Annotated in this window: 19 protein-coding genes, 1 tRNA gene and 2 rRNA genes; 7 read left to right on the forward strand and 15 right to left on the reverse strand. The window is 65.8% G+C overall.

The features are described 5' to 3' along the window. Positions 1–129 precede the first annotated feature (129 nt). On the forward strand, positions 130–1,557 hold the full coding sequence (locus ACTJKY_RS20030) for a sigma-54-dependent transcriptional regulator (protein ID WP_121071909.1): 1,428 nt from the start codon (positions 130–132) through the stop codon (positions 1,555–1,557). Here ACTJKY_RS20030 and folP read toward each other — a convergent pair. From folP to glmM, 8 genes are all read right to left on the reverse strand, one after another. Continuing rightward, entirely contained in the window at positions 1,542–2,639 is a 1,098-nt protein-coding gene (gene folP / locus ACTJKY_RS20035; RefSeq protein ID WP_440847853.1) for a dihydropteroate synthase, read from the reverse strand. The genes ACTJKY_RS20030 and folP overlap by 16 nt on opposite strands. A 96-nt stretch (positions 2,640–2,735) precedes the next feature. Next, positions 2,736–3,866, reverse strand: a complete 1,131-nt coding sequence (locus ACTJKY_RS20040; RefSeq protein ID WP_440847854.1) for a site-specific DNA-methyltransferase — start codon at positions 3,864–3,866, stop codon at positions 2,736–2,738. A gap of 252 nt (positions 3,867–4,118) precedes the next feature. Further along, positions 4,119–4,688: a hypothetical protein gene (locus ACTJKY_RS20045; protein WP_440847855.1), complete on the reverse strand. Its 570-nt coding sequence runs from the start codon at positions 4,686–4,688 to the stop codon at positions 4,119–4,121. A gap of 78 nt (positions 4,689–4,766) precedes the next feature. After that, a complete protein-coding gene (locus ACTJKY_RS20050) occupies positions 4,767–5,393 on the reverse strand; it encodes a ribonuclease HII (RefSeq protein WP_440847856.1) in 627 nt (208 codons plus the stop codon). Next, positions 5,386–6,546 (reverse strand): bifunctional hydroxymethylpyrimidine kinase/phosphomethylpyrimidine kinase, encoded by a 1,161-nt coding sequence (gene thiD / locus ACTJKY_RS20055; protein WP_440847857.1) that lies wholly within the window; start codon positions 6,544–6,546, stop codon positions 5,386–5,388. The genes ACTJKY_RS20050 and thiD overlap by 8 nt, the downstream gene beginning before the upstream one ends. A gap of 4 nt (positions 6,547–6,550) precedes the next feature. After that, positions 6,551–6,775 carry a DUF1272 domain-containing protein gene (locus ACTJKY_RS20060; RefSeq protein WP_440847858.1) on the reverse strand — a complete coding sequence of 75 codons (225 nt, stop codon included), beginning with the start codon at positions 6,773–6,775 and terminating at the stop codon, positions 6,551–6,553. 43 nt (positions 6,776–6,818) lie between these two features. Beyond that, the gene (locus ACTJKY_RS20065) at positions 6,819–7,103 is read right to left on the reverse strand and encodes a hypothetical protein (protein WP_440847859.1); all 285 of its coding nucleotides are present in this window, start codon (positions 7,101–7,103) and stop codon (positions 6,819–6,821) included. A gap of 100 nt (positions 7,104–7,203) precedes the next feature. After that, positions 7,204–8,544 carry a phosphoglucosamine mutase gene (gene glmM, locus ACTJKY_RS20070; RefSeq protein WP_440847860.1) on the reverse strand — a complete coding sequence of 447 codons (1,341 nt, stop codon included), beginning with the start codon at positions 8,542–8,544 and terminating at the stop codon, positions 7,204–7,206. 71 nt (positions 8,545–8,615) lie between these two features. Here glmM and ACTJKY_RS20075 point away from each other — a divergent pair, with 71 nt between their 5' ends. Continuing rightward, the gene (locus tag ACTJKY_RS20075; RefSeq protein ID WP_440847861.1) at positions 8,616–9,881 is read left to right on the forward strand and encodes a dicarboxylate/amino acid:cation symporter; all 1,266 of its coding nucleotides are present in this window, start codon (positions 8,616–8,618) and stop codon (positions 9,879–9,881) included. A gap of 34 nt (positions 9,882–9,915) precedes the next feature. On the opposite strand, the gene gorA is transcribed toward ACTJKY_RS20075, so the two are convergent. From gorA to pgi, 3 genes are all read right to left on the reverse strand, one after another. Further along, complete coding sequence (gene gorA, locus ACTJKY_RS20080; RefSeq protein WP_440847862.1) at positions 9,916–11,262, reverse strand: glutathione-disulfide reductase; 1,347 nt, start codon at positions 11,260–11,262, stop codon at positions 9,916–9,918. A gap of 98 nt (positions 11,263–11,360) precedes the next feature. Continuing rightward, positions 11,361–11,666: an alkylphosphonate utilization protein gene (locus tag ACTJKY_RS20085; RefSeq protein ID WP_440847863.1), complete on the reverse strand. Its 306-nt coding sequence runs from the start codon at positions 11,664–11,666 to the stop codon at positions 11,361–11,363. Next, positions 11,663–13,159 carry a glucose-6-phosphate isomerase gene (gene pgi / locus ACTJKY_RS20090; RefSeq protein ID WP_440847864.1) on the reverse strand — a complete coding sequence of 499 codons (1,497 nt, stop codon included), beginning with the start codon at positions 13,157–13,159 and terminating at the stop codon, positions 11,663–11,665. Before pgi ends, ACTJKY_RS20085 begins: the two co-directional genes overlap by 4 nt. A 104-nt stretch (positions 13,160–13,263) precedes the next feature. Between pgi and lepB the strand changes: the two genes are divergently transcribed. From lepB to era, 3 genes are all read left to right on the forward strand, one after another. Beyond that, positions 13,264–14,127 carry a signal peptidase I gene (gene lepB, locus ACTJKY_RS20095; protein ID WP_440847865.1) on the forward strand — a complete coding sequence of 288 codons (864 nt, stop codon included), beginning with the start codon at positions 13,264–13,266 and terminating at the stop codon, positions 14,125–14,127. Further along, positions 14,100–14,798, forward strand: a complete 699-nt coding sequence (gene rnc, locus ACTJKY_RS20100; RefSeq protein ID WP_440847866.1) for a ribonuclease III — start codon at positions 14,100–14,102, stop codon at positions 14,796–14,798. Before lepB ends, rnc begins: the two co-directional genes overlap by 28 nt. Before the next feature lie 170 nt (positions 14,799–14,968). Next, positions 14,969–15,877 carry a GTPase Era gene (era, locus tag ACTJKY_RS20105; RefSeq protein ID WP_440847867.1) on the forward strand — a complete coding sequence of 303 codons (909 nt, stop codon included), beginning with the start codon at positions 14,969–14,971 and terminating at the stop codon, positions 15,875–15,877. A 12-nt stretch (positions 15,878–15,889) separates the two neighbouring features. Here era and ACTJKY_RS20110 read toward each other — a convergent pair whose 3' ends face one another. Beyond that, positions 15,890–16,180 (reverse strand): UvrB/UvrC motif-containing protein, encoded by a 291-nt coding sequence (locus tag ACTJKY_RS20110; protein WP_440847868.1) that lies wholly within the window; start codon positions 16,178–16,180, stop codon positions 15,890–15,892. Between the two features lie 169 nt (positions 16,181–16,349). Between ACTJKY_RS20110 and ACTJKY_RS20115 the strand changes: the two genes are divergently transcribed. Together ACTJKY_RS20115 and ACTJKY_RS20120 are read left to right on the forward strand one after the other, a co-directional pair. Next, a complete protein-coding gene (locus ACTJKY_RS20115; RefSeq protein WP_440847869.1) occupies positions 16,350–18,401 on the forward strand; it encodes a carbon starvation CstA family protein in 2,052 nt (683 codons plus the stop codon). Between the two features lie 3 nt (positions 18,402–18,404). Then, entirely contained in the window at positions 18,405–18,599 is a 195-nt protein-coding gene (locus tag ACTJKY_RS20120; RefSeq protein WP_440847870.1) for a YbdD/YjiX family protein, read from the forward strand. A gap of 402 nt (positions 18,600–19,001) precedes the next feature. On the opposite strand, the gene ACTJKY_RS20125 is transcribed toward ACTJKY_RS20120, so the two are convergent. From ACTJKY_RS20125 to ACTJKY_RS20135, 3 genes are all read right to left on the reverse strand, one after another. After that, positions 19,002–19,078: transfer RNA gene (locus ACTJKY_RS20125), tRNA-Met, on the reverse strand. Positions 19,079–19,167: 89 nt separating this feature from the next. Beyond that, positions 19,168–19,282, reverse strand: a 5S ribosomal RNA gene (gene rrf, locus ACTJKY_RS20130). Positions 19,283–19,403: 121 nt separating this feature from the next. Continuing rightward, positions 19,404–22,199, reverse strand: a 23S ribosomal RNA gene (locus ACTJKY_RS20135). Between the last annotated feature and the right edge of the window lie 143 nt (positions 22,200–22,342).

Raw genomic sequence — 22,342 nt, forward strand, 5'->3', positions numbered from 1 at the left:
TTACACCGCTGGTCCGGCTTGCCTCAACCCCGCCCCACAAAGAACTGTTTCGGCCCTGCTTAAGCCGAACTTTACGCATCTGGTCTAACCGATGCGGCTCGAAACGGGACATTTGGGACTGGAGTCGGCATGACGCGCAACGGGCAACGTCTTCTGTTGCTGATCGATTCGGAACCGGCGCAGCGGCGTCTGGTGGCCGCGATCGCTTCGCGCCGTGGCTGGCGGACGATTTTCGCCGACGATGCGGAGAGCGCGCTGGCGACGCTCGGCACGCCCGACGGCCTGGCGGTCGATGCGATCCTGCTCGACCACCCCGCCTCGGATGCCGATGCCGCGATCCTGATCGCCGAGCTGCGCGCGCGCCGGCCGCACATGCCGATCCTGGTGCTCGCCGCTAACGGCTCGGTCGCCGCAGCCGTGGGCGCGATGCGCGCCGGGGCCAGCGACTTCCTGGTCAAGCCGATCGCTTCGGAACGCCTGCTCGCCGCGCTGGAGAGCGCGATGGGCGGCAGCAGCGCCGGCGAACTCCGCCCGCTCACCGAGAAGCTCACCGCCAATCTCGGATTCGCCGAAATCGTCGGCTCGGCCCCGCAATTCCGCGCCGCGCTGGCGGTCGCCGCCAAGGCCGCCCGTGCTCGCGTACCGGTCCTGATCGAGGGCGAGAGCGGCGTGGGCAAGCATGTCGTCGCGGAAGCGATCCACGGCGCGTCGCCGCGCGCGCGCAAGGAACTCATCTGCGTCAATTGCGGCTCGATCCCCGCCAACCAGGTCGAATCGGAACTGTTCGGCCATGAGGAAGGCGCCTTTACCGGCGCGTTCGAGCGCAAGGTCGGCCGCCTTCAGGATGCCGACGGCAGCACCATCTTCCTCGACGAAGTGAGCGAGATGCCGCTCGAGGCGCAGGTCAAGTTGCTGCGCATGCTGCAGACCGGCGAGATCCAGCCGCTCGGCGCGCGCCACCCGCGCGAAGTCGACGTCCGCGTCGTCGCCGCCAGCAACGTGCCGCTGCTCGCCGAGGTGGAAGCCGGCCGCTTCCGCGAGGACCTCTATTACCGGCTCAACGTCGTCCAGGTGACGATCCCGCCGCTGCGTGAACGCGCCGGCGACATCCCGGCGCTCGTCCGCCACCTGCTCGCGCGGATCGCCGAGCAGCCGGGCCTGCGCCAGCTCGGTATCAGCGAGGACGCGCTGCAGCTGCTCACCGCCTATGACTGGCCGGGCAATGTCCGCCAGCTGCAGAACGCGCTGTTCCGCGCCGCGGTGCTCTGCGACGAGGAAGGGCTGACCCGCGACGACTTCCCGCAGATCGCCCAGATCGCGCTCGGCAAGCCGATGACGTCCGGGCCGGTGGTGAACAACTCGGGCATGGGCGGCATCACGCTGTTCCGCCCGGACGGTAACCTGCGCCCGCTCGACGAGATCGAGGCGGACGTGATCCGGCTGGCGATCGGCCATTATCGCGGCCGGATGACCGAAGTCGCCCGCCGCCTCGGCATCGGCCGGTCGACGCTCTACCGCAAGCTCGGCGAACTGGGGATCGATCAGACCGCAGCGTGAGGCGCGGTGAGCGCGGCGTCCTGCATGCCGCGCCACACCCGCAGCGCTTGAACGCTTTCGAACACGTCGTGGACGCGCAGCAGCTGTACCCCCAGCGCAGCGCCCTTCAGCGCCAGCGCCAGCGATCCGCCCAGCCGCTGTTCGGCCGGGGCCTCGTTGGCGAGCGCACCCACGACGCGCTTGCGGCTGGCCCCCAGCAGGATTGGGCAGCCGAGGCCGTGGAACAGCGCCAGCCCGTTCATCAGCGCGAGATTGTCGGCGAGCGTCTTGCCGAAGCCGATGCCGGGATCCACGACGATGCGCGAGCGATCGACACCCGCGGCAACCGCTGCCTCGATCCGCGCCTCCAACCAGTCATAGACCTCGACCAGCACGTCGGCATAGGCGCCCTTCCCCTTGGCGCCATGTTTCGGATCCGCGGCATGCATCAGCACCACCGGGCAGCCGGCACGCGCGACCACCTCGAGCGCGCGATCGTCGTAGAGCAAGGCGGACACATCGTTGACGATATGCGCGCCCGCCGCGAGCGCCGCCTCCATCACCGCGGCCTTGCGGGTATCGATCGAGACCGCAGCGCCACTTGCCGCGAGCCGCTCGATCACCGGCACGACGCGGGCGATTTCGTCGCCTTCCCACACCGTTTCCGCGCCCGGTCGGGTGGACTCGCCGCCCACGTCGAGGATAGCGGCGCCGGCGATGCTCATGTTGACGCCCGACTGCGCGGCCGCGGCTGGATCCCCCAGATGCTTGCCGCCGTCGGAAAAGCTGTCCGGCGTCATGTTGAGGATCGCCATCACCTGTGGCTGGTCGAAGCGATGCGTGCGCGCGCCGAGCTTGAGCGGCGCGCGGGGAGCGGTGATGCGCACGGCGACCGGGGCCAGGCGGGGATCGGCCTCGACCTCCGCGACAGAGAACACGCGCTGGAGGACCCGCTTACCCTTTTCCACGGCGATCAGTTCATAGGCGGAGAACCAGATCAGCCCGCCAGCCAGTCGCGCGACCTCGCCATCGCGGCCTACGGGCGTGTCGGCGAACTGGATCGGGCGAAGATACAGGCGGGCGGCGGCGGGGAGGTCGAGCATTTTGCCCTGCTACCGACGCGGCGCCCGCAATAAAAGCGCAACCCTCTCAACCTTCGCTCCCCTCCCGCTTGCGGGAGGGGTATGGGTGGGAAAGGCTTACGGCTGCGTCGCGAGCAGGTAGGTCTGGCGCAGCGCGTCGATCGGCTTCAGCGCGCCCTGGTCCTCGTAGTGCCAGAAGGTCCAGCCGTTGCAGCTCGGCGCGCCCTGCAGCGTCGCACCCAGCTTGTGGATCGAACCCGTCTGCCCGTCGCAGCTAAGCGAGCCATCGGCGCCCACCGTGGCCCGCCAGCGCGACTTGTGGTCGCTGAGCATGGTGCCGGGGGCGAGATAGCCGTTCTCGACCAGCTGGCCGAACGCCACGCGCGGCGCCGCCTTGGGGGCCTGCATCGTCTGCAGGGCGCTTTCGTCGAGCGGCAGGGCCGCTGCGATACGCTCCAGCGCCGCTTCCACGTACACGCCCTCGCGGTCGATGCCGATCCAGCGGCGGCCGAGGCGCTTGGCCACCGCGCCGGTGGTGCCGGTGCCGAAGAACGGATCCAGCACCACGTCGCCCGGCTTGGTGCAAGACAGCAGCACGCGGTACAGCAGCGCCTCGGGCTTCTGGGTGGGGTGGACCTTGGTGCCGTTCTTCTTCAGCCGCTCCTGCCCGCTGCAGATCGGGAATTCCCAGTCGCTGCGCATCTGCAGTTCGTCGTTGAGCGTCTTCATCGAGCGATAGTTGAAGGTGTAGCGCGATTTCTCGGCCTTCGAAGCCCAGATCAGCGTTTCGTGCGCATTGGTGAACCGGGTACCCTTGAAGTTGGGCATCGGGTTGGCCTTGCGCCAGATGATGTCGTTGAGGATCCAGAAGCCGAGATCCTGAATCGCCGAGCCGACCTTGAAGATGTTGTGATAGCTGCCGATCACCCAGATCGTGCCGTCGTCCTTCAGGATGCGGCGGGCCTGCGCCAGCCATTCGCGGGTGAACTTGTCATAGGCCGCGAGACTGTCGAACTTGTCCCAATCGTCGGTCACGGCATCGACATGGCTGCCGTCGGGGCGATTGAGGTCGCCGCCGAGTTGCAGATTGTACGGCGGATCGGCGAAGATCATGTCTATCGACTTGTCCGGCAGCCCGCGCATCGCCTCGATGCAATCCTGGCGCAGGATCGTGTCCAGCGGCAGCACGGCCGGCGCCTGCTTCGCGACGCGCGCACCCGCCCGTTTGACCTTCTCCAGCACGCCCATGAATCAATTGCCCCTTCGCTCAAAAGGCACCCCTATTCGGGGCCGAGCGACTCCTCCGTCAAGAGGGGGGACCGCCCGGTGGTGGTCCGCAGCAGGTGCTTGGCGCGACGGAACATTTCGGCACCCGCCATATCTTGAGTCAAGAAGTTATCCACAGGCCCAAGCACTGGTAGGTGTGGCCCGAAAGACTCAGTTCCTGACCCACGAAAATTTTCCCCGCCTGTGGATAAGCTGGAACGTTTCGCAAACGATTTATCCGATCGCGATGGCCTCGCCGCCGCCCACCACGCTCGCCGCCAGCCGCGCGCGTGCCTGCGGAAACAGCCCCATTTCGTACAGCGCCTGCGCCTCGCGACCGAACCATTCGGCCTCGCCGCCGAATCGGATGCGTGCCGCGACGCAGAGCGCCACCCGGACTTCCCAGGAGGTGCCGGTCGCCTGAATGGCGGCCCGCACCGCCTTGCGGCTCGCCCGCGCGCCCAGCATGTCCGAAGGCAGCCGCAGCGCCAGCGCGCGCGCGCGCCACGGCGCGATCTCGCCGAGATCGGCATAGTCGCTGGCCAGCACCGGATCGCGCAGCGTTTCGAGGAAGGCGATATGCAGCGGGTGGGTGGCGTCGGTCAGCGCGGTATCGTCGTCGAGGCGGAAGCGGATCGCCCCCAGCCCGCGCGATTCGGCGTAACGGACCATCGCCGCCATCTCGTGGTAGCTTGCAGGCCCCACGATCGCCTCGCGGAGCAGTTCGGCCAGCACCGGGTCATAGCGCGTGGCCGGCTGAAACCCGCCGGTCGAACCCCGTATCATGCTGCCCAGATATGCCATGCCCGCTCCTCCCGCTGCTATCCTTCCATTGTAGGACGGCGGCAGGAGCGCGGGGCGCACTAGGCAAAATTTGCCGGGTTATTCCGCCGCGATCGGTCCGAAATCGAGATGCGCCTGCGCCACCGGCGCGAAGCTGCGGCGATGGTGCGGCGTGGGGCCGAGCGCGCGGAGCGCCTCCTGATGGGCCTTGCCGCCATAGCCCTTGTTCGAGGCCCAGCCATAGCCGGGAAACTGCGCGTCCAGCTCGATCATCATGCAGTCGCGGCGATGCTTGGCGACGATCGAGGCCGCGGCGATCGACAGGCACAGCGCGTCGCCGCTGACCACCGCCTCGCTGCGGTGAGACCATTTGGGGCAGCGATTGCCGTCGACCAGCACGAAGGCCGGCGGGAAGCCCAGCGATTCGACCGCGCGCGTCATCGCCAGCATCGTCGCCCAGAGGATGTTGAGCCGGTCGATCTCCTCGACGCTGGCGATCCCCACACCCACCTTGGCGCAGGCCAGCAGCTGCTCGCACAGCCGCGCGCGCTTGGCGGCGGTTAGCGCCTTTGAATCGTTGATCCCGTCGGGAATGCAATCCGGGTCCAGCACCACCGCGGCGGCAACCACCGGTCCGGCCAGCGGGCCGCGGCCAGCCTCGTCCACCCCGGCGACCGGGCCGGCATGAAGCTGGAAATAACGGGTCTCGTATGAAAAGTCAGGCATCGTCCTCGAGCCGCCATGGCGGAAAGCGGCGCATCTCGCCAGCCTGATAGAGACGAACCGCATTGCCGGCCGGGTCGCGCAGCCGCGCCTCGCGCCAGCCCCATTTCTCGTCCTTGGGCTCCTGCTCGAACCGGAAGCCCTGCTGCTGGAGATAGGCGACGGTCACGTCGAGATCGCCGCATTCGAAATAGACCACCGGCGCGGTGTACGCCTCGTCGGTCGCGATCGAGAAGGTCGCGCCGCCCTCGGTCTCGAACCGGGCATAGCGGGGGGACGCCCGCACCACCTGCCGCAGCCCGAGCAGCCGGTAGAAGCGCTCACTGGCAGCGAGGTCCTGTGCCGGCACCGTCACCTGGTTCAGCATCGGCTCGAAGAAGCTCATGTTGAGGTCCAGCCGCACCGCCTGCTGCGCCATCGGACCGTGTCCCCGACCCAGCCCCTCGGCCTCACGCATCGCGATCCGCACGAAACGGCGGGCGCGGCTCACCGCCTCGGGCAGGTCCCATTCGCAGGCGAGGCCGCAGGCGATGGCGGAAGCGAGCGTGCAGCCCGTGCCATGGGTATTCTCGGTATCGATCTTGGGATCGCGCCATTCGATCTGCGGCGGATCCTCGGGATCGGCCGAATAGAGCGTGTCGATCACCTCGGGGCCGGTGCCATGGCCGCCCTTCACCAGCACCGCGCAGCGATGCGCCGCAACGATCTCCTGCGGGTCGCGGCCCAGCGCCTCGAGCTCGGGCAGGTTGGGGGTGATGACGGTCGCGCGATCCATCAGCCGCTCGAATGCGGCGACGGTCGCCTCGTCGGCCAGCCGCGCGCCGCTGGTCGCCACCATCACCGGATCGAACACCACCGGCACGCCCGGCAGTTCGGCCAGCCGCTCGGCCACCGCCAGCGCGGTGCGCGCCGAGCCGATCATGCCGATCTTCACCGCGTCCACGCCGATGTCGCGCACCACCGAGTCGATCTGCGCGACCACCATATCGGTCGGCACCGGGTGCACCGCCTGCACGCCCAGGGTGTTCTGCGCGGTGATCGCGGTGATCGCAGTCATGGCGTGGCCGCCGAGCATGGTGACGGTCTTGATGTCCGCCTGGATCCCGGCGCCCCCGCCGGAGTCCGAGCCTGCGATGATCAGCACGCGTGCGCCCATGGCCTTATCCCTTGTGCTTGCGCTCGGTGGATGCGGGGTGTCGCTTCAGCGCGTCGCCCACCCGCGCGGGCCGATCGAGCAGTTCGCCGCCGCAATTGGGGCAGCGCTCGTCCACGTCGTCGGCGCAATCCGCGCAGAAGGTGCATTCGAACGAGCAGATGAACGCGCCGCCGGTATCGGCGGGGAGGTCGACGCCGCAGCGTTCGCAATCAGGCCGCATCTCCAGCATCCGCCAACCTTCTAGTCACCTTGCCGCGGGAGGCAAGCACCGCTCAGTGCGGCGGGTTGAAGGCGATGATCAGCACCGCGATCAACAGCGCACCCAGGCCGCAGAGAAACGCCTTGTCGGCGACGTCCTCCGTCCGCGTCGCCTCGGGCGATCGGATCGCGAGATAAGAGAGCAGGCAGCTCACGGCGAAGAGCAGGCACGCGCCCATCGCCACTTCGTCTGCGATCGTCTTGTCGGCGATCTTTGAGAGCTTGAGGCCGGTGATGATGAGTAGCGCGATGCCGAGCAGGTTCGACGCGGCGCCCAGAATGTGGGGAGAGCGATCCATGACAGGCCTTTTCGAACTCAGTGGCTGAACGCGAGCGAAACGCTGCAGCGGCGCCGGCGCAAAACAGCCGGCGCTGGCGAATGGCATCGCTCCGGCGGTATCAACCCGCCGCCGCGCGCACCGCGTCGCAGATCCGGTCGACGATCGTTTCCACCTGCGCCTTGTCGTCGCCTTCGGCCATCACGCGAATGACCGGCTCGGTACCCGAGGCGCGGATCACCAGGCGGCCCCGGCCCTTCAGCTCGGCCTCGGCGGCGGCGATCACGTCCTGCACGCGCGCGTCCTCCAGCGGCTTGCCGCCGGCGAAGCGGACATTCTTGAGCAGCTGCGGCAGCGGCTCGAAACGGTGGAGCACCTCGCTCGCCGGGGCCCCTGCCCGGACGATCTCGGCCAGCACCTGGAGCGCGGCGACCAGCCCGTCGCCGGTGGTGGCATAGTCGGAGAGGATGATGTGCCCGCTCTGCTCGCCGCCGACATTGTAGCCGGAGCCGCGCATCTTCTCGAGGACATAGCGGTCGCCCACCTTGGTGCGCACCAGCCCGAGCCCCTGTGCGGCCAGGTGCCGTTCCAGCCCGAGGTTGGACATGACGGTGGCGACCAGCCCGCCCCCGGCGAGCTTGCCCTGCCGCGCCCAACCGGTGGCGATCAGCGCCATCAGCTGGTCGCCGTCGATCACCGTGCCGGTCTCGTCGACCACGATCAGCCGGTCGGCATCGCCGTCGAGCGCGATCCCCAGCGCCGCGCCCGAGCCGACCACCGTTTCGCTCAGCACCTGCGGCGCGGTGGAGCCGACCCCGTCGTTGATGTTCTTGCCGTTGGGGGAAACGCCGATCGAGACGACCTCCGCGCCGAGCTCCCACAAGGCCGAAGGCGCCACCTGATACGCCGCGCCATTGGCGCAATCGACCACCACCTTGAGGCCGTCGAGCGTCAGATCGGAGGGGAAGGTCGACTTGGCGAAATGGATATAGCGGCCGCGCGCGTCCTCGACGCGGCGGGCCCGGCCGATATCCGCCGAGGCCGCGAGCGGCACGTCGCCGTCGATCAGCGCCTCGATCGCTTCCTCATCCGCATCGGAGAGCTTGAACCCGTCCGGCCCGAACAGCTTGATGCCGTTGTCGGCATAGGGATTGTGGCTTGCCGAGATCATCACGCCCAGATCGGCGCGCATCGAATGGGTGAGCATCGCCACCGCCGGCGTCGGCATCGGGCCGACCAGCACCACGTCCATGCCGACGCTGGTGAAGCCCGCGACCATCGCGTTTTCCAGCATATAGCCGGAAAGCCTTGTGTCCTTGCCGATCACCACCCGATGGCGATGGTCGCCACGGCGGAAATGCGCGCCGGCAGCCATGCCGACCTTCATCGCCATCGCTGCGGTCATCGGGGAGAGGTTGGTCGCGCCGCGGATGCCGTCCGTGCCGAAATATTTTCTTGCCATGCGTCTCGTTCTCGCGCCCTTGTGGCGTTGTGTGCGTGCTGTGATAGCGGCGAAAATCTCAAAGGGCGAGCATGTCGCAACCTACCCGTATTCTTCTTTCCCTGCTGGCCGGGCTCGCGGTCGGCGCCGCGCTGGCGGCCTTCTCCCCGCAATGGGGGCTGACGATCGCCGGCTGGGCGCAGCCGGTTGGCCAGGCATGGCTCAACGGCCTGCAGATGACGATCGTGCCGCTGGTGATCGCGCTGCTGATCACCGGCGTCACCGCCACCGCCGAAGCCGCCGCCGCCGGCCGGCTCGCGGGCCGGGCGATCGCGATGTACGTGGCGCTATTGTTCTGCTCGGCGCTGCTGGCCGCGTTGCTGACACCGCTGCTCCTCAAGATCGCGCCGCTGCCGCAGGAGTCCGCCGCGAGCCTGCGCGCCGCGCTGACCGGCGCCGAGAGGATCGGCCCGGTGCCGCCGCTCGGCGAGTTCCTGGCGGCGATCATCCCCGCCAACATCGTCAAGGCGGCGGCGGAAAACGCTTTCCTGTCGCTGATCATCTTCTCGCTGGTGTTCGCCTTCGCGATCACTCGGGTGGCGGCGGAGTCGCGTGCGCTGCTCACCAACTTCTTCGTCGCGGTGCGCGACGTAATGCTGGTGGTGATCGACTGGGTGCTGTGGATCGGCCCGGTCGGCGTGTTTGCGCTGGCGCTGGTTGTCGGCGCCAAGGCGGGCACCGGCGCGTTCGGCGCGCTGTTCCACTATATCCTGATCGTCTCGGCGGTGGGGCTGGTGATCACGCTGTTCGCCTATCCCGCGGCGGTGATCGGCGGTCGCATCGGCCTTGGCCGCATGTTCCGCGCGGCGCTGCCCAGCCAGGCGGTGGCGCTCAGCACCCAGTCGTCGCTCGCAACGCTGCCGGTGATGATCGAGGGTGCCGAGGAGGTCGGCGTGCCGGTCGCCGTCTCTGGCGTGACGATGCCGCTGGCAGTGGCGATCTTCCGCTCGACCGGCCCGGCGATGAACTTCGCGGTCGCGATCTACGTCGCCGAATGGTTCGGCGTACCGATGCATCCTGCGACGCTGCTGGTCGGCGCCGTAGTCGCCACGCTGACTTCGCTCGGTTCGGTGAGCCTACCGGGCACGGTAAGCTATGTCAGCGCGATCTCGCCGGTAGCGGCGACGATCGGCGCGCCGATCACGCCGCTAGGCCTGCTGGTTGCGGTGGAGACGCTGCCGGACATCATGCGCACCGTCGGCAACGTCACCTGGGACCTCGCGACGACGATCTGGCTGTCGCGCAAGGCAGGCTCGCAGCAGGGCTCGGGCGACGCGGTCCTGCGCCACGAGGCCTGACGGAGCAGCGCCTCCCTTTGGGGAGGCGCCCCCCTTACTTCAGCAGCACCAACTCCTCGGCCATGGTCGGGTGCAGCGCGACCGTGGCGTCAAACGCGTCCTTGGTCAGACCCGCCTTCACCGCGATCGCCGCGGCCTGCAGGATTTCCGGCGCGTCCGGCCCGATCATGTGCAGGCCGACGACCTTACCGGTCACGCCGTCGCAGATCATCTTGTACAGCGCGCGCTCGTGTCGGCCGGCGAGCACGTTCTTCATCGCGCGGAAGTCCGAGGTGTAAACCTTCACCGAGCCGAGCGCGTTGCGCGCCTCGCCCTCGGTCATGCCCACCGACGCGATCGGCGGGTGGCTGAACACCGCGCTCGGGATGCAGTGATAATCGACCTGGTGCGGCTTGCCGCCGAACAGCGTGTCGGCAAAGGCCTGGCCCTCGCGGATCGCCACCGGCGTCAGCTGCACACGATCGGTCACGTCGCCCACCGCGTAGATGCTCTCGACCGTGCTGCGATTGTCGGCATCGACCTTGACCGCGCCGCGTTCGTTGAGCTCGACGCCCACCGTCTCGAGGCCCAGCCCCTTGGTGTTGGGCACGCGGCCCGTGGCGAACAGCACGCAATCCACCTCGATCGGATCGTGCCCGCTCATCGAGACGAGCAGGCTGCCGTCGGCCTGCTTTTCGATCTTCTCGAACTCGGCGAAGAAGCGGAACTCGATGCCCTTGGTCATCGAGATCTGGAGCAGCCGGTCGCGCACCTGCGCATCATAGCCGCGCAGGATCACGTCGGTGCGGTTCACCAGCGTCACCTTGGAGCCGAACTCGTTGAAGATGCCGGCGAACTCGTTGGCGATATAGCCACCGCCGGCGATCAGCACGCGCTTGGGTAGCGTCTCCAGATGGAAAACCTCGTTCGAGGTGATGCCATGCTCGCTGCCGGGGAAGCTCGGCACATGCGGATGCGCGCCGGTGGCGATCAGGATCGTCTTGGCGCTGACCACCTTGCCGCTCGCCAGCGTGACTTCGTTCGGGCCGGTGATGACGGCGCGCTCGTGGAAGATCGTAACGCCGTTGTTTTCCAGCCCCTGGGTGTAGAGGCCGTTGAGCCGGTCGACATCGGCAAGCACATTGTCGCGCAGCGTCGGCCAATGGAAATGGCAATCGGGCACGTCCCAGCCGAAGCGACGGGCGTCCTTCAGATCCTCGGCGAAATGCGCGCCGAAGATGAGCAGCTTCTTGGGCACGCAGCCGCGGATCACGCAGGTGCCGCCGACGCGATATTCCTCCGCGACCGCAACCTTGGCGCCGTACGCCGCCGACATGCGCGAGGCGCGCGTCCCGCCGGAGCCTGCGCCGATCACGAACAGGTCGAAGTCATAGTCGGACATGGGTCACTCCGGAGGTGTGCCGGCGGTCGGGCCGGGAGAAAGGATCGAGGGAAAGATAGGGTGCGACGGCCGAAAACAAGGGCCGCCGCCTCCCGCGCTCACCGCTTGCGGACGAACTCCGCGCGCAGGACCAGGCCCTTGATGCCATCGAACTTGCAGTCAATCTCCTGCGCGTCTCCGGTCAGCCGGATCGACTTGATCAGCGTGCCGCGCTTCAGCGTCTGGCCCGCGCCCTTGACGGTAAGGTCCTTGATCAGCGTGACCTGATCGCCGTCCTGCAGCAGGTTGCCGACCGAGTCGCGTACTTCCACCGTGTCGGCGGCCGCGGCCTTGGCCGCAGCCTCGGCGGCGGGGATCCACTCCCCGCTCGCCTCGTCAAACACATATTCGTCTTCGCCGCTCATGCGCCAAATGCCCTTCGAATGAGATCGTTGGTGGAGGGATCGAAATCGAGCCCGCCCTTGTCGGCCGCCTTGGCCATTTCCTTGCCCAGCTCGACACCGAACTGGTCGAACGGGTTGATGCCGAGCAGCACCGCATTCACGAACACGCGGTGCTCGTAAAAGGCAATCAGCGCGCCCAGCGTGCGCGGGTCGACGGCGTCGAGCAGCAGCGTCGAGCTTGGGCGGTCGCCCGGGTAGCTGCGCGCGGGGTCTTCATGCCCCTTGCCGGCCATCAGCGCCGCGCCCTGCGCGAACATGTTGAGCAGCAGCTGGCGGTGATGCTCGGGCGCCAGCGCGTCGCCCGCCTCGATCACGCCGACGAATTCGAGCGGCACCAGGTGCGTGCCCTGGTGGAGCAGCTGGAACACCGCATGCTGTGCATCGGTGCCGACCCCACCCCAGGTGATCGCCGCGGTCGGGTAGCTCACCGCTTCGCCCTCGGCGGTGACGCGCTTGCCGTTCGATTCCATCTCCAGCTGCTGGAGATAGCTCGGCAGCAGCTTCAGCCGCTCGTCATAGGCGAAGGTCGCGCGGGTCTCGCAGCCGCGCGCCTGGCTGTAATAGAGGTCGGCGAACGCCGCGAGCGCCGGGGCATTCTGTGCAAGATCGGTCAGGCGGAAATGGCGGTCCATCTCGGCCGCGCCTTCGAGCAGTTCCTCGAACGCCTCCCAGCCAAGCGCGAGCGCCGCCGGGAAACCGATCGACGACCACAGCGAATAGCGCCCGCCGACGCTCTCGAAGAAGGGCAGCACGCGCGTCTCGTCGACGCCCCACTCCACCGCCTTGTCGGGCGAGGCGGTCAGCGCCACCACCTGGCCATAAGGATCCTCGACGCCGCCCTCGGCCATCCAGGCGAGCGCGCTCTGGGCATTGAGCATCGTCTCGGTCGTGGTGAAGGTCTTGCTGGCGATCACCAGCAATGTTGCCTGCGGATCGAACGCGTCCATCGCGTCTTCCAGCGCCACACCGTCGACATTGGAGACGATCGCCACGTCATAGCGGTCCATGTCGCGGCCCAGCGCGTCGACCAGCAGGTCCGGGCCCAGCGCGGAGCCGCCGATGCCGATGTGGAGGATGTGGCGAATCGGCCCCAGCGCCTCGGCCTCGATAGCGTCGATCAGCGCGCGCATCCGCGCGTGCTGCGAACGCGCACGGGCGACGCTATCGGGCGCGCCCTCATAGCGCTCGGCGGTATGCTCGGCAGCGCGGCCTTCGGTAACGTTGACCACCTCGCCCGCGAACAGCGCGTCGCGCTTGGCCGTGAAGTCCATCTGCTGCGCCAGCGCCGCGAACGCCGATACTGCCTCCGGCGTCAGGTGCGTCTTGGACCAATCGAAATGGATGCCGGCGACATCGACGCTCAGCCGCGACAGCCGCTCGGCGTCGGCAGCGAACAGGTCGGTCAGCTTGGTCTGGGGAAGGGCTTGGATCGGCGTCCAGTCGGGCAAGGCCATGTTCATCTCCTTGGTGGCAGGGCTCCCCTATCGTCCCGCACCGGCCCATTCCAGCCTCATTCCGCCGCTTGACCTCCCCGCCGCGCCCTAGCAGAGCAGTGCCCATGGAAACGCCCGCCTCCACCGAACCCGTCGCCTCGCGCCCTGAAAACGTGCAAGCGCCTGTCGCAAAGCCGGAAAAGCCGAAGTCGGAGTGGCGGGACCTCGCCACCTTCCTGCTCAAGCTGGCGCTGATCGTGTTCGTCGTGCGCAGCTTCATCTTCTCGCCGTTCAGCATTCCGAGCGAGTCGATGCTGCCGCGGCTGCTGATCGGCGACTATCTGTTCATCACCAAGTGGAACTATGGCTACTCCAAGCACTCGCTGCCGTGGAGCCTGCCGCTGATCCCCGGCCGCATCCTGCCGCGCGATCCCGCCCGCGGCGACGTGGTGGTGTTCAAGGCGCCCAACCACAATGGCGAGGACTGGATCAAGCGCGTCATCGGTCTGCCGGGCGACACGATCGAGATGGTCAACGGCCAGGTGATCCTGAACGGCAAGCCGGTGCCCAAGCAGCGCATCGCCGATTTCGTGCTGCCGATCACGCCGAACTTCACCCATTGCCCGACGCAGTTCCAGACCGCCGACGCCAAGGGTGTGGCCGTGTGCCGCATCCCGCAGTTCCGCGAGACGCTGCCCAACGGCAAGCAGTATAACGTGCTCGACCAGGACAATCTGCCGCAGGACAACACCCAGGTGTACACCGTCCCCGCCGGCCATGTGTTCCTGATGGGCGACAATCGCGACAACTCCACCGACAGCCGCTTCCAGCAGCCCCCCTATGGCTCGGGCATCGGCTTCGTGCCGATCGAGAATATCGAGGGCAAAGCGGTCGTGAACTTCTGGTCGACCGATGGCGGCGCCAACTGGCTGCTCCCCTGGACCTGGTTCACCGCGGCGCGGTGGAGCCGGATCGGAGAAGGCTTCTGAGCGTCCCCGATCTGGGCGGTTGGGTCGAGAAGACCTTCGGCCGCCCCGCCAAAGACCTGCCCGCCTTCCAGCGCGCGCTGACCCATGGCAGCCAGGCGGCGGGCAATTACCAGCGGCTTGAATTCCTCGGCGATCGGGTGCTCGGCCTGATCGTCGCCGAATGGCTGTTTGAACGCTTTCCCGAGGAGCCGGAAGGCGCGCTTTCCCGCCGCCTGAACTCCCTGGTCACCGGCCCGGTTTGCGCCGATGTAGCGCGCGAACTGGGCGTGGTGCCGTATCTCCGCCTGGGGAAGCAGGCGCGCGACGATGGCGCCGCGGACAGCGACAATGTGCTGGGCGACGTGATGGAGGCGCTGATCGGCGCCTGGTATCGCGAGGCCGGAATCGATGCGGCGCGCGCCTTCGTGCGCAAGGCCTGGGGCGACCGGATCGACGAACACGCCAAGGCACCCAAACATCCCAAGTCGGCGCTCCAGGAATGGGCCGCCGCGCGCAACCGCCGCCCGCCCGAATATGAGATCGTCGATCGCTCCGGGCCCAACCACGCGCCGCGCTTCACGGTGAAGGTATCGATCGGCAAGCTGGCCGAGGCCAGCGCCGAGGGCAGTAACAAGCAGGAAGCCGAAACCGCCGCGGCGGCGGCGCTGCTGGCGAAGCTCGGCTCCTCCTAAGCCCCTCCCCTTCAGCGGGGAGTGGGGTGGGGCAGAGTCTCACCTAGACCAATCTCTCCTCTAGAATCCCTCCACCCCCAAACCCCTCCTAGGAGGAGGGGCTTAAGCGGGCTCAGCCGGCGACAACGCCCCCTCGCCCCCAACCCCATTCCCCAGTACAATCGGAACCCATGACCGAACCCACCACCACCCAATCCTGCGGCGTCGTCGCGATTCTCGGCGCTCCGAACGCCGGCAAGTCGACGCTGGTCAATGCTCTGGTCGGCCAGAAGGTCGCGATCGTCAGCCCCAAGGCGCAGACCACCCGCGCCCGCGTGATGGGCATCGCCATCGAAGGCGACACCCAGATCATCCTGGTCGACACCCCCGGCATCTTCGAACCCGAGCGTCGGCTGGACCGCGCGATGGTCGCCGCCGCATGGGACGGCACCGACGGCGCCGACCTCGTCGCGCTGGTCGTCGACGGCAAGGGCGGCATCGGCCCCAAGGTGCATGCGGTGATCGACAGTCTGCGCGGCCGCAAGGGGCGCAAGATCCTGATCCTCAACAAGGTCGATATCGCCGACAAGCCGCGCCTGCTCGGCCATGCCGCCAAGCTCAACGAGGCGCTGGCGTTCGACGAGACCTATTTCGTCTCGGCGCAGACCGGCGACGGCGTGCCCGAGCTCAAGGCCGCGCTCGCCGGCGCGATGCCGCAAGGCGACTGGCATTTCCCCGAGGACCAGGTCTCGGATGCGACCGACCGCATGCTCGCCGCCGAAGTGACCCGCGAGCAGCTCTACCTGCAGCTCCATGCCGAGCTGCCCTATGCTAGCGCGGTCGAGACCGAGAAGTATAGCGAACGCCAGGACGGCTCGGTCGAGATCCACCAGCAGATCCTCGTCGGCCGCGATACCCAGCGCGCGATCGTGCTCGGCAAGGGCGGCCAGCGCTTGAAGGAAATCGGCAGCCGTGCTCGCGCCGAGCTCGCGAAGCTGCTCGGCGTGCCGGTGCATCTGTACCTGCACGTGAAGGTCAATCCGAAGTGGGAAGAGGATCGCGGCCTCTACCGCGAGATCGGGCTCGACTGGGTCGACTGACGCCCGTTCGGATCAGGATCGGGGGGCACGGCCGCGCCGGGATCGGCCGGCCGTCATCGGATCGGGCTTGGGCGGCGGCCGCCACCCGGCAGGCGGAGTCCGCTTCTGCTGACTCGTCCCCAGGCCCATTGCGCCGGGCTCCTGGCGCGTCAGCCCCGCGAAGTTGGCCGCTTCCGCCTCCGCGGCGGTAGCGCCGCCGCGCATGGCATTGATCATGTCACGGCATCGCCGCGCCGTCTCGAAATCGAGAACGGCCACGGCCTCATCCATCTGCTGCTGCAGGGTTTCGATCGTTACGGTCACCCGGCCACAACGCACGAGGACGCGTCGAGGGCGCGCACCGGAATTGCGTGTTCCATCAAGGCGTCCGCGGCCCGCCTTGGCCTGTCCCCTGCCCGCCGAGGGTGACGTCGCCCCCAAGACGCTGGTAAGGCGGTTCGCACCCATCAAGGCGCAGGTCAGGAAAACAGGAATGCCCAGGTTTCTCGAAAAGCTGCTGTGGATCCTTCTCACCTTGGCCGGCACGGCGGCGTTGGCGGTGATCGCCAGCGCGCGTGGCGAGCCGATCAGCGCGCTGTGGGTGCTGGTGGCGTCGGTTGCGGTATATCTGATCGCCTATCGCTTCTACGCCCGTTTCCTCGCGAACCGCGTCGCGAAGGTCGATCCTGCGCGGCCGACGCCCGCGGTGCGCCGCCCCGACGGCACCGATTTCGTGCCGACCAACCGTAACGTTCTGTTCGGCCACCATTTCGCGGCCATCGCCGGTGCCGGACCGCTGGTCGGGCCCGTGCTCGCCGCGCAGATGGGCTATCTGCCCGGCATGCTCTGGATCCTCGCCGGGGTGGTGCTGGCGGGGGCGGTGCAGGACTTCCTCGTCCTGTTCCTCTCGGTGCGCCGCGACGGACGGTCGCTGGGCGAGATGGTGCGCATGGAAATGGGCGCCTGGGCGGGCACGATCGCGATGATCGGCACCTTCCTGATCATGGTGATCATCCTCGCGGTGCTCTCGCTGATCGTCGTGCGCGCGCTGGCGCACAGCCCCTGGGGCACCTTCACCGTCGCCGCGACGATGCCGCTGGCCGTGCTGATGGGCGTGTACATGCGCTTCGTCCGGCCGGGCCGCGTCGGCGAAGCCTCGCTGATCGGGCTGGTCGGGCTGTTCGCGGCGATCTTCTACGGCCAGCAGGTCGCGGCGAACCCGGCGCTTGCCGCCTGGTTCAGCTACTCGCCGGTGCAGCTGTGCGGGATCCTGGTGGTGTACGGCGCGGTGGCCGCACTGCTGCCGGTGTGGCTGCTGCTCGCACCCCGCGACTATCTGTCGACCTTCCTCAAGATCGGCGCCATCGCCGCGCTGGCGATCGGCATCGTCCTCGTCGCGCCCCCGCTGAAGATGCCGGCGCTCACCCGGTTCGTCGACGGCAGCGGGCCGGTCTGGTCGGGCACCTTGTTCCCTTTTCTGTTCATCACCATCGCCTGCGGCGCGGTCTCGGGTTTCCACGCGCTGATCTCCAGCGGCACCACGCCCAAGCTGATCGCGTCCGAGGGCGACCTGCGCTTCATCGGCTATGGCGCGATGTTGATGGAAAGCTTCGTCGCGATCATGGCGCTGATCTCGGCCTCGATCCTCGATCCCGGCATCTATTTCGCGATGAACAGCCCAGCCGCGGTGGTCGGCACCCAGCCGGACACCGCCGCCGCAGCGGTCACCGCGATGGGCTTCCCGATCGCCGCCGATACGATCGCGGCAACCGCGCGCGACGTCGGCGAGACGACGATCATCAGCCGCGCCGGCGGCGCCCCCACGCTCGCGGTGGCGATGGCGGACATCTTCAGCCGGATGCTCGGCGGCCGTGCGATGATGGCCTTCTGGTATCATTTCGCGATCCTGTTCGAGGCGCTGTTCATCCTCACCGCGGTCGATGCGGGCACGCGTGCCGGGCGGTTCATGCTGCAGGACCTGATCGGCATCGTCGTGCCCAGCTTCCGCAATGCCACCGGGGCGGTGCCGGCGCTGGTCGGCACCCTGCTCTGCGTCGGCGCCTGGGGCTATTTCCTCTACCAGGGCGTCACCGATCCGCTGGGCGGGGTGAACACGCTGTGGCCGCTGTTCGGCATCGCCAACCAGATGCTCGCCGCGATCGCGCTGCTGCTCGCAACGGTGGTGCTGTTCCGCATGAAGCGGGATCGCTACGCCTGGGTCACGCTGCTCCCCACCGCCTGGTTGCTGGCCTGCACGGTGTCGGCGGCGGGGCTCAAGCTCTTCTCCGCCGATCCGCGGGTAAGCTTCCTCGCCCATGCCGGACGCGTCCGCGAGGCAATCGCGCACGGCGCGCTGCTGGCCCCGGCCAAGTCGGCAGCGGAGATGCGCAGCATTCTGTTCAACGACTGGGTGGATGCGGTGCTGTGCGGACTGTTCCTCGCAGTGGTGCTGGCAACCCTGGTGTTCGTCGTGCGCGCGTGCCTCGCCGCGCGGCGGGCCGACCACCAGACCATGCACGAACTGCCGCATGCGGTGGGGGTCTGAGCCATGCGAATACTACCCAAGGGCTTCTGGACCGGGATGCGCGAGGCGATCGGGTTGATCGCGGGTATGCCCTCTTACGAGCGTTATCTGGCGCACATGGCCGCCCATCATCCGGACCGGCAGCCGGAAACCCGCGCCGCCTTCTTCGCCGCCCGCCAGCGCGAACGCTATGGCCGCGGCAAGGGGCGCTGCTGCTGACACGTCCCCGGGCGAAACGGGCACAGGGACTAGATCCAGGTCCGATCGAGATACTCGGATGGCTCGTCTGCACCGGTTCGAGCATAGCAGGCGGCGTTGGAGCTAGCTGGCTAATCGGGATAGCGATCAAAGGAGAGCCGATTCTCCTTGTCGTCGATGCGGTACTTCATCGGCCAGAGCTTGGAGCTGCTGGGTCGGACGAGAAGGTACAGACACTCGTCATCGGCAGTGCTGGGGGTGCTGCGATTACCCCAGAAAACACCCACAAAAGCCAATCGACGTGCTGGCGGTCGGTGGAGGCCAGAGAAGTCCCCTGAGACGACGCGGCCTGGGATAAGCCACGGAAGACAGGCACAAAAAAAACCGCCTCAGGTTTTCCTGAAGCGGTTTGGTATGTGGGATTGGTTGCGGGGGCAGGATTTGAACCTGCGGCCTTCAGGTTATGAGCCTGACGAGCTACCGGGCTGCTCCACCCCGCGCCAATGCTGGTGCCCTTGGTAGGGCGAACGGGGGACATGTGAATGGGTTTTCCGTGTTTCCTGGGTCCAGACGCGACACCGGCTTCAATGCCTGGCGGCGACCTACTCTTCCATTGCTTGAGCAATAGTACCATCGGCGCTGTCTGGTTTCACGGCCGAGTTCGGGATGGGATCGGGTGGGTCACAGACGCTATGGCCACCAAGCAATGAAGCAGGTGTGGCGTTTGGGGAAACATGGGGTTTTCAAATCGTGCACTGTCAAAGGCTGGAATGTTCATCCACCCGGATCCAGACAACCCAGGGTTGTCGATGGGGGTGTGAAACTCTCAAGCGCGAAAAGAGCAATTAGTATCGGTTAGCTCCACGCGTTACCGCGCTTCCACATCCGATCTATCAAGGTCGTGGTCTTCGACCGCTCTATGAAATCTTATCTCGAGGGAGGCTTCCCGCTTAGATGCTTTCAGCGGTTATCCCGTCCATACATAGCTACCCAGCTGCGCTCTTGGCAGAACGACTGGTACACCAGAGGTATGTTCAACCCGGTCCTCTCGTACTAGGGTCAACTCCTCTCAAATTTCGACGCCCACGGCAGATAGGGACCAAACTGTCTCGCGACGTTCTGAACCCAGCTCACGTACCACTTTAATTGGCGAACAGCCAAACCCTTGGGACCTGCTCCAGCCCCAGGATGTGATGAGCCGACATCGAGGTGCCAAACAACCCCGTCGATATGAGCTCTTGGGGGTTATCAGCCTGTTATCCCCGGCGTACCTTTTATCCGTTGAGCGATGGCCCTTCCACGAGGGACCACCGGATCACTATGACCGACTTTCGTCTCTGCTCGACTTGTCAGTCTCGCAGTCAGGCTGGCTTATGCCATTGCACTCTAACAGCCGGTTTCCAACCGGCCTGAGCCAACCTTCGCGCGCCTCCGTTACTCTTTAGGAGGCGACCGCCCCAGTCAAACTACCCGCCACAGAGGGTCCCTGTACCGGATGACGGTACGAGGTTAGACAGTAAAGAACAACAGGGTGGTATTTCACTTGGTGGCTCCACATCAGCTGGCGCCGATGCTTCAAAGCCTCCCACCTATTCTACACAGTTGTTCTCCACTGCCACTCTGAAGCTGCAGTAAAGGTGCACGGGGTCTTTCCGTCTAACCGCGGGTACTCCGCATCTTCACGGAGAATTCAATTTCGCTGAGCATGTCCTGGAGACAGTGGGGAAGTCGTTACGCCATTCGTGCAGGTCGGAACTTACCCGACAAGGAATTTCGCTACCTTAGGACCGTTATAGTTACGGCCGCCGTTTACCTGGGCTTCATTTCGGAGCTTGCACTCCTCCACTTAACCTTCAGGCACCGGGCAGGCGTCAGGCCCTATACGTCGTCTTGAAGCCGACTTAGCAGAGCCCTGTGTTTTTGCTAAACAGTCGCTACCCCCTGGCCTGTGCCCCCTACAAGAGCTTGCGCCTATGTAGGGCCTCCTTCTTCCGAAGGTACGGAGGCAATTTGCCGAGTTCCTTCAGGACACTTCTCTCAAGCGCCTTGGTATACTCTACCTGACCACCTGTGTCGGTTTCGGGTACGGTCTATACGGTGGGGCTATTTCCCGGGACTGCTTCGAAGCCAGCTCAATCCGTTAAGAGCTGACAACACACGCAATCCGTCACACACCACCAGGCCCACGAATATTAACGTGGTTCCCATCGACTACCCCCTTCGGGCTCGTCTTAGGGGCCGGCTCACCCTGCGCGGATTAGCCTTGCGCAGGAACCCTTGGTCTTTCGGCGAGAGGGCATCTCACCCTCTTTATCGCTACTCATGTCTGCATTCGCACTTCCGATACCTCCATGGTCGGTTACCCTTCCACTTCACAGGCTTACGGAACGCTCCGCTACCGCGTGATCGTAAACGATCACACCCTAAGCTTCGGTGCACGTCTTGAGCCCCGTTACATCTTCGCCGCAGGAACCCTTATTTAGACCAGTGAGCTGTTACGCTTTCTTTAAAGGATGGCTGCTTCTAAGCCAACCTCCTGGTTGTTTTGGGATTCCCACATGCTTTCCCACTTAGACGTGACTTGGGGACCTTAGCTGTAGGTCAGGGCTGTTTCCCTTTTGACGACGGACCTTAGCACCCGCCGTCTGTCTCCCGGATATCACTCCTAGGTATTCGGAGTTTGGTTAGAGTTGGTAGATCTCGCGACCCCCGCATCCATCCAGTGCTCTACCCCCTAGGGTGTTCATCCGAGGCACTACCTCAATAGTTTTCGCGGAGAACCAGCTATTTCCCGGCTTGATTGGCCTTTCACCCCTAAGCACAACTCATCCGGTAACTTTTCAACGTTAATCGGTTCGGACCTCCAGTGCGTGTTACCGCACCTTCATCCTGGTCATGCATAGATCGCCGGGTTTCGGGTCTAATGCATCAAACTAAGTCGCCCTATTCAGACTCGCTTTCGCTGCGCCTACACCTATCGGCTTAAGCTTGCTTGATACATTAAGTCACAGACCCATTATGCAAGAGGTACGCGGTCAGGGCATAAAGCCCCTCCCACTGCTTGTAGGCATTCGGTTTCAGGTACTGTTTCACTCCCCTCATCGGGGTGCTTTTCACCTTTCCCTCACGGTACTAGTTCGCTATCGGTCATGTACGAGTATTTAGGCTTGGAGGGTGGTCCCCCCATGTTCAGACAGAATTTCACGTGTTCCGCCCTACTCGAGTCCTGATACATCACTTTCGCATACGGGGCTGTCACCCGCTATGGCCAACCTTTCCAGGTTGTTCTGCTAGTTGAATATCAGGCACTGGCCTGGTCCGCGTTCGCTCGCCACTACTAACGGAATCTCGGTTGATGTCTTTTCCTCCGGGTACTGAGATGTTTCAGTTCGCCGGGTTCGCTTCACCAAAGCTATGTATTCACTTCGGTGATACCTTGCCCCAATTAACTCGGTCGTTGATTGCTCAACCACTGAATTAATTGGTGAAGGTGGGTTTCCCCATTCGGAAATCGTCGGGTCAAAGCTTGCTCACAGCTCACCGACGCTTATCGCAGCGTGCCACGTCCTTCATCGCCTGTACATGCCAAGGCATCCACCAAATGCCCTTACCTCACGCTTGAGAGTCCACACCACCAACGACAACGCTGGGCGCTTGCCTTACGGCAAACACCAACTCGGCAGAGCAGCGTGCGCGGCATATCGGTGTGGATGAAAATCTCAGCCTTTAATTGGACAGCTGTCGATCCAGTCTCACGACTGAAA

This window comes from Sphingomonas sp. 22176 (genome assembly GCF_052045505.1).
Classification (GTDB): Bacteria; Pseudomonadota; Alphaproteobacteria; order Sphingomonadales; family Sphingomonadaceae; genus Sphingomonas.

Coding starts and splice junctions, on each gene's coding strand:
- ACTJKY_RS20030 (WP_121071909.1), top strand. CDS start 130: ATGACGCGCAACGGGCAACGTCTTCTGTTGCTGATCGATTCGGAACCG.
- folP (WP_440847853.1), bottom strand. CDS start 2,639: ATGCTCGACCTCCCCGCCGCCGCCCGCCTGTATCTTCGCCCGATCCAG.
- ACTJKY_RS20040 (WP_440847854.1), bottom strand. CDS start 3,866: ATGGGCGTGCTGGAGAAGGTCAAACGGGCGGGTGCGCGCGTCGCGAAG.
- ACTJKY_RS20045 (WP_440847855.1), bottom strand. CDS start 4,688: ATGGCATATCTGGGCAGCATGATACGGGGTTCGACCGGCGGGTTTCAG.
- ACTJKY_RS20050 (WP_440847856.1), bottom strand. CDS start 5,393: ATGCCTGACTTTTCATACGAGACCCGTTATTTCCAGCTTCATGCCGGC.
- thiD (WP_440847857.1), bottom strand. CDS start 6,546: ATGGGCGCACGCGTGCTGATCATCGCAGGCTCGGACTCCGGCGGGGGC.
- ACTJKY_RS20060 (WP_440847858.1), bottom strand. CDS start 6,775: ATGCTGGAGATGCGGCCTGATTGCGAACGCTGCGGCGTCGACCTCCCC.
- ACTJKY_RS20065 (WP_440847859.1), bottom strand. CDS start 7,103: ATGGATCGCTCTCCCCACATTCTGGGCGCCGCGTCGAACCTGCTCGGC.
- glmM (WP_440847860.1), bottom strand. CDS start 8,544: ATGGCAAGAAAATATTTCGGCACGGACGGCATCCGCGGCGCGACCAAC.
- ACTJKY_RS20075 (WP_440847861.1), top strand. CDS start 8,616: ATGTCGCAACCTACCCGTATTCTTCTTTCCCTGCTGGCCGGGCTCGCG.
- gorA (WP_440847862.1), bottom strand. CDS start 11,262: ATGTCCGACTATGACTTCGACCTGTTCGTGATCGGCGCAGGCTCCGGC.
- ACTJKY_RS20085 (WP_440847863.1), bottom strand. CDS start 11,666: ATGAGCGGCGAAGACGAATATGTGTTTGACGAGGCGAGCGGGGAGTGG.
- pgi (WP_440847864.1), bottom strand. CDS start 13,159: ATGGCCTTGCCCGACTGGACGCCGATCCAAGCCCTTCCCCAGACCAAG.
- lepB (WP_440847865.1), top strand. CDS start 13,264: ATGGAAACGCCCGCCTCCACCGAACCCGTCGCCTCGCGCCCTGAAAAC.
- era (WP_440847867.1), top strand. CDS start 14,969: ATGACCGAACCCACCACCACCCAATCCTGCGGCGTCGTCGCGATTCTC.
- ACTJKY_RS20115 (WP_440847869.1), top strand. CDS start 16,350: ATGCCCAGGTTTCTCGAAAAGCTGCTGTGGATCCTTCTCACCTTGGCC.
- ACTJKY_RS20120 (WP_440847870.1), top strand. CDS start 18,405: ATGCGAATACTACCCAAGGGCTTCTGGACCGGGATGCGCGAGGCGATC.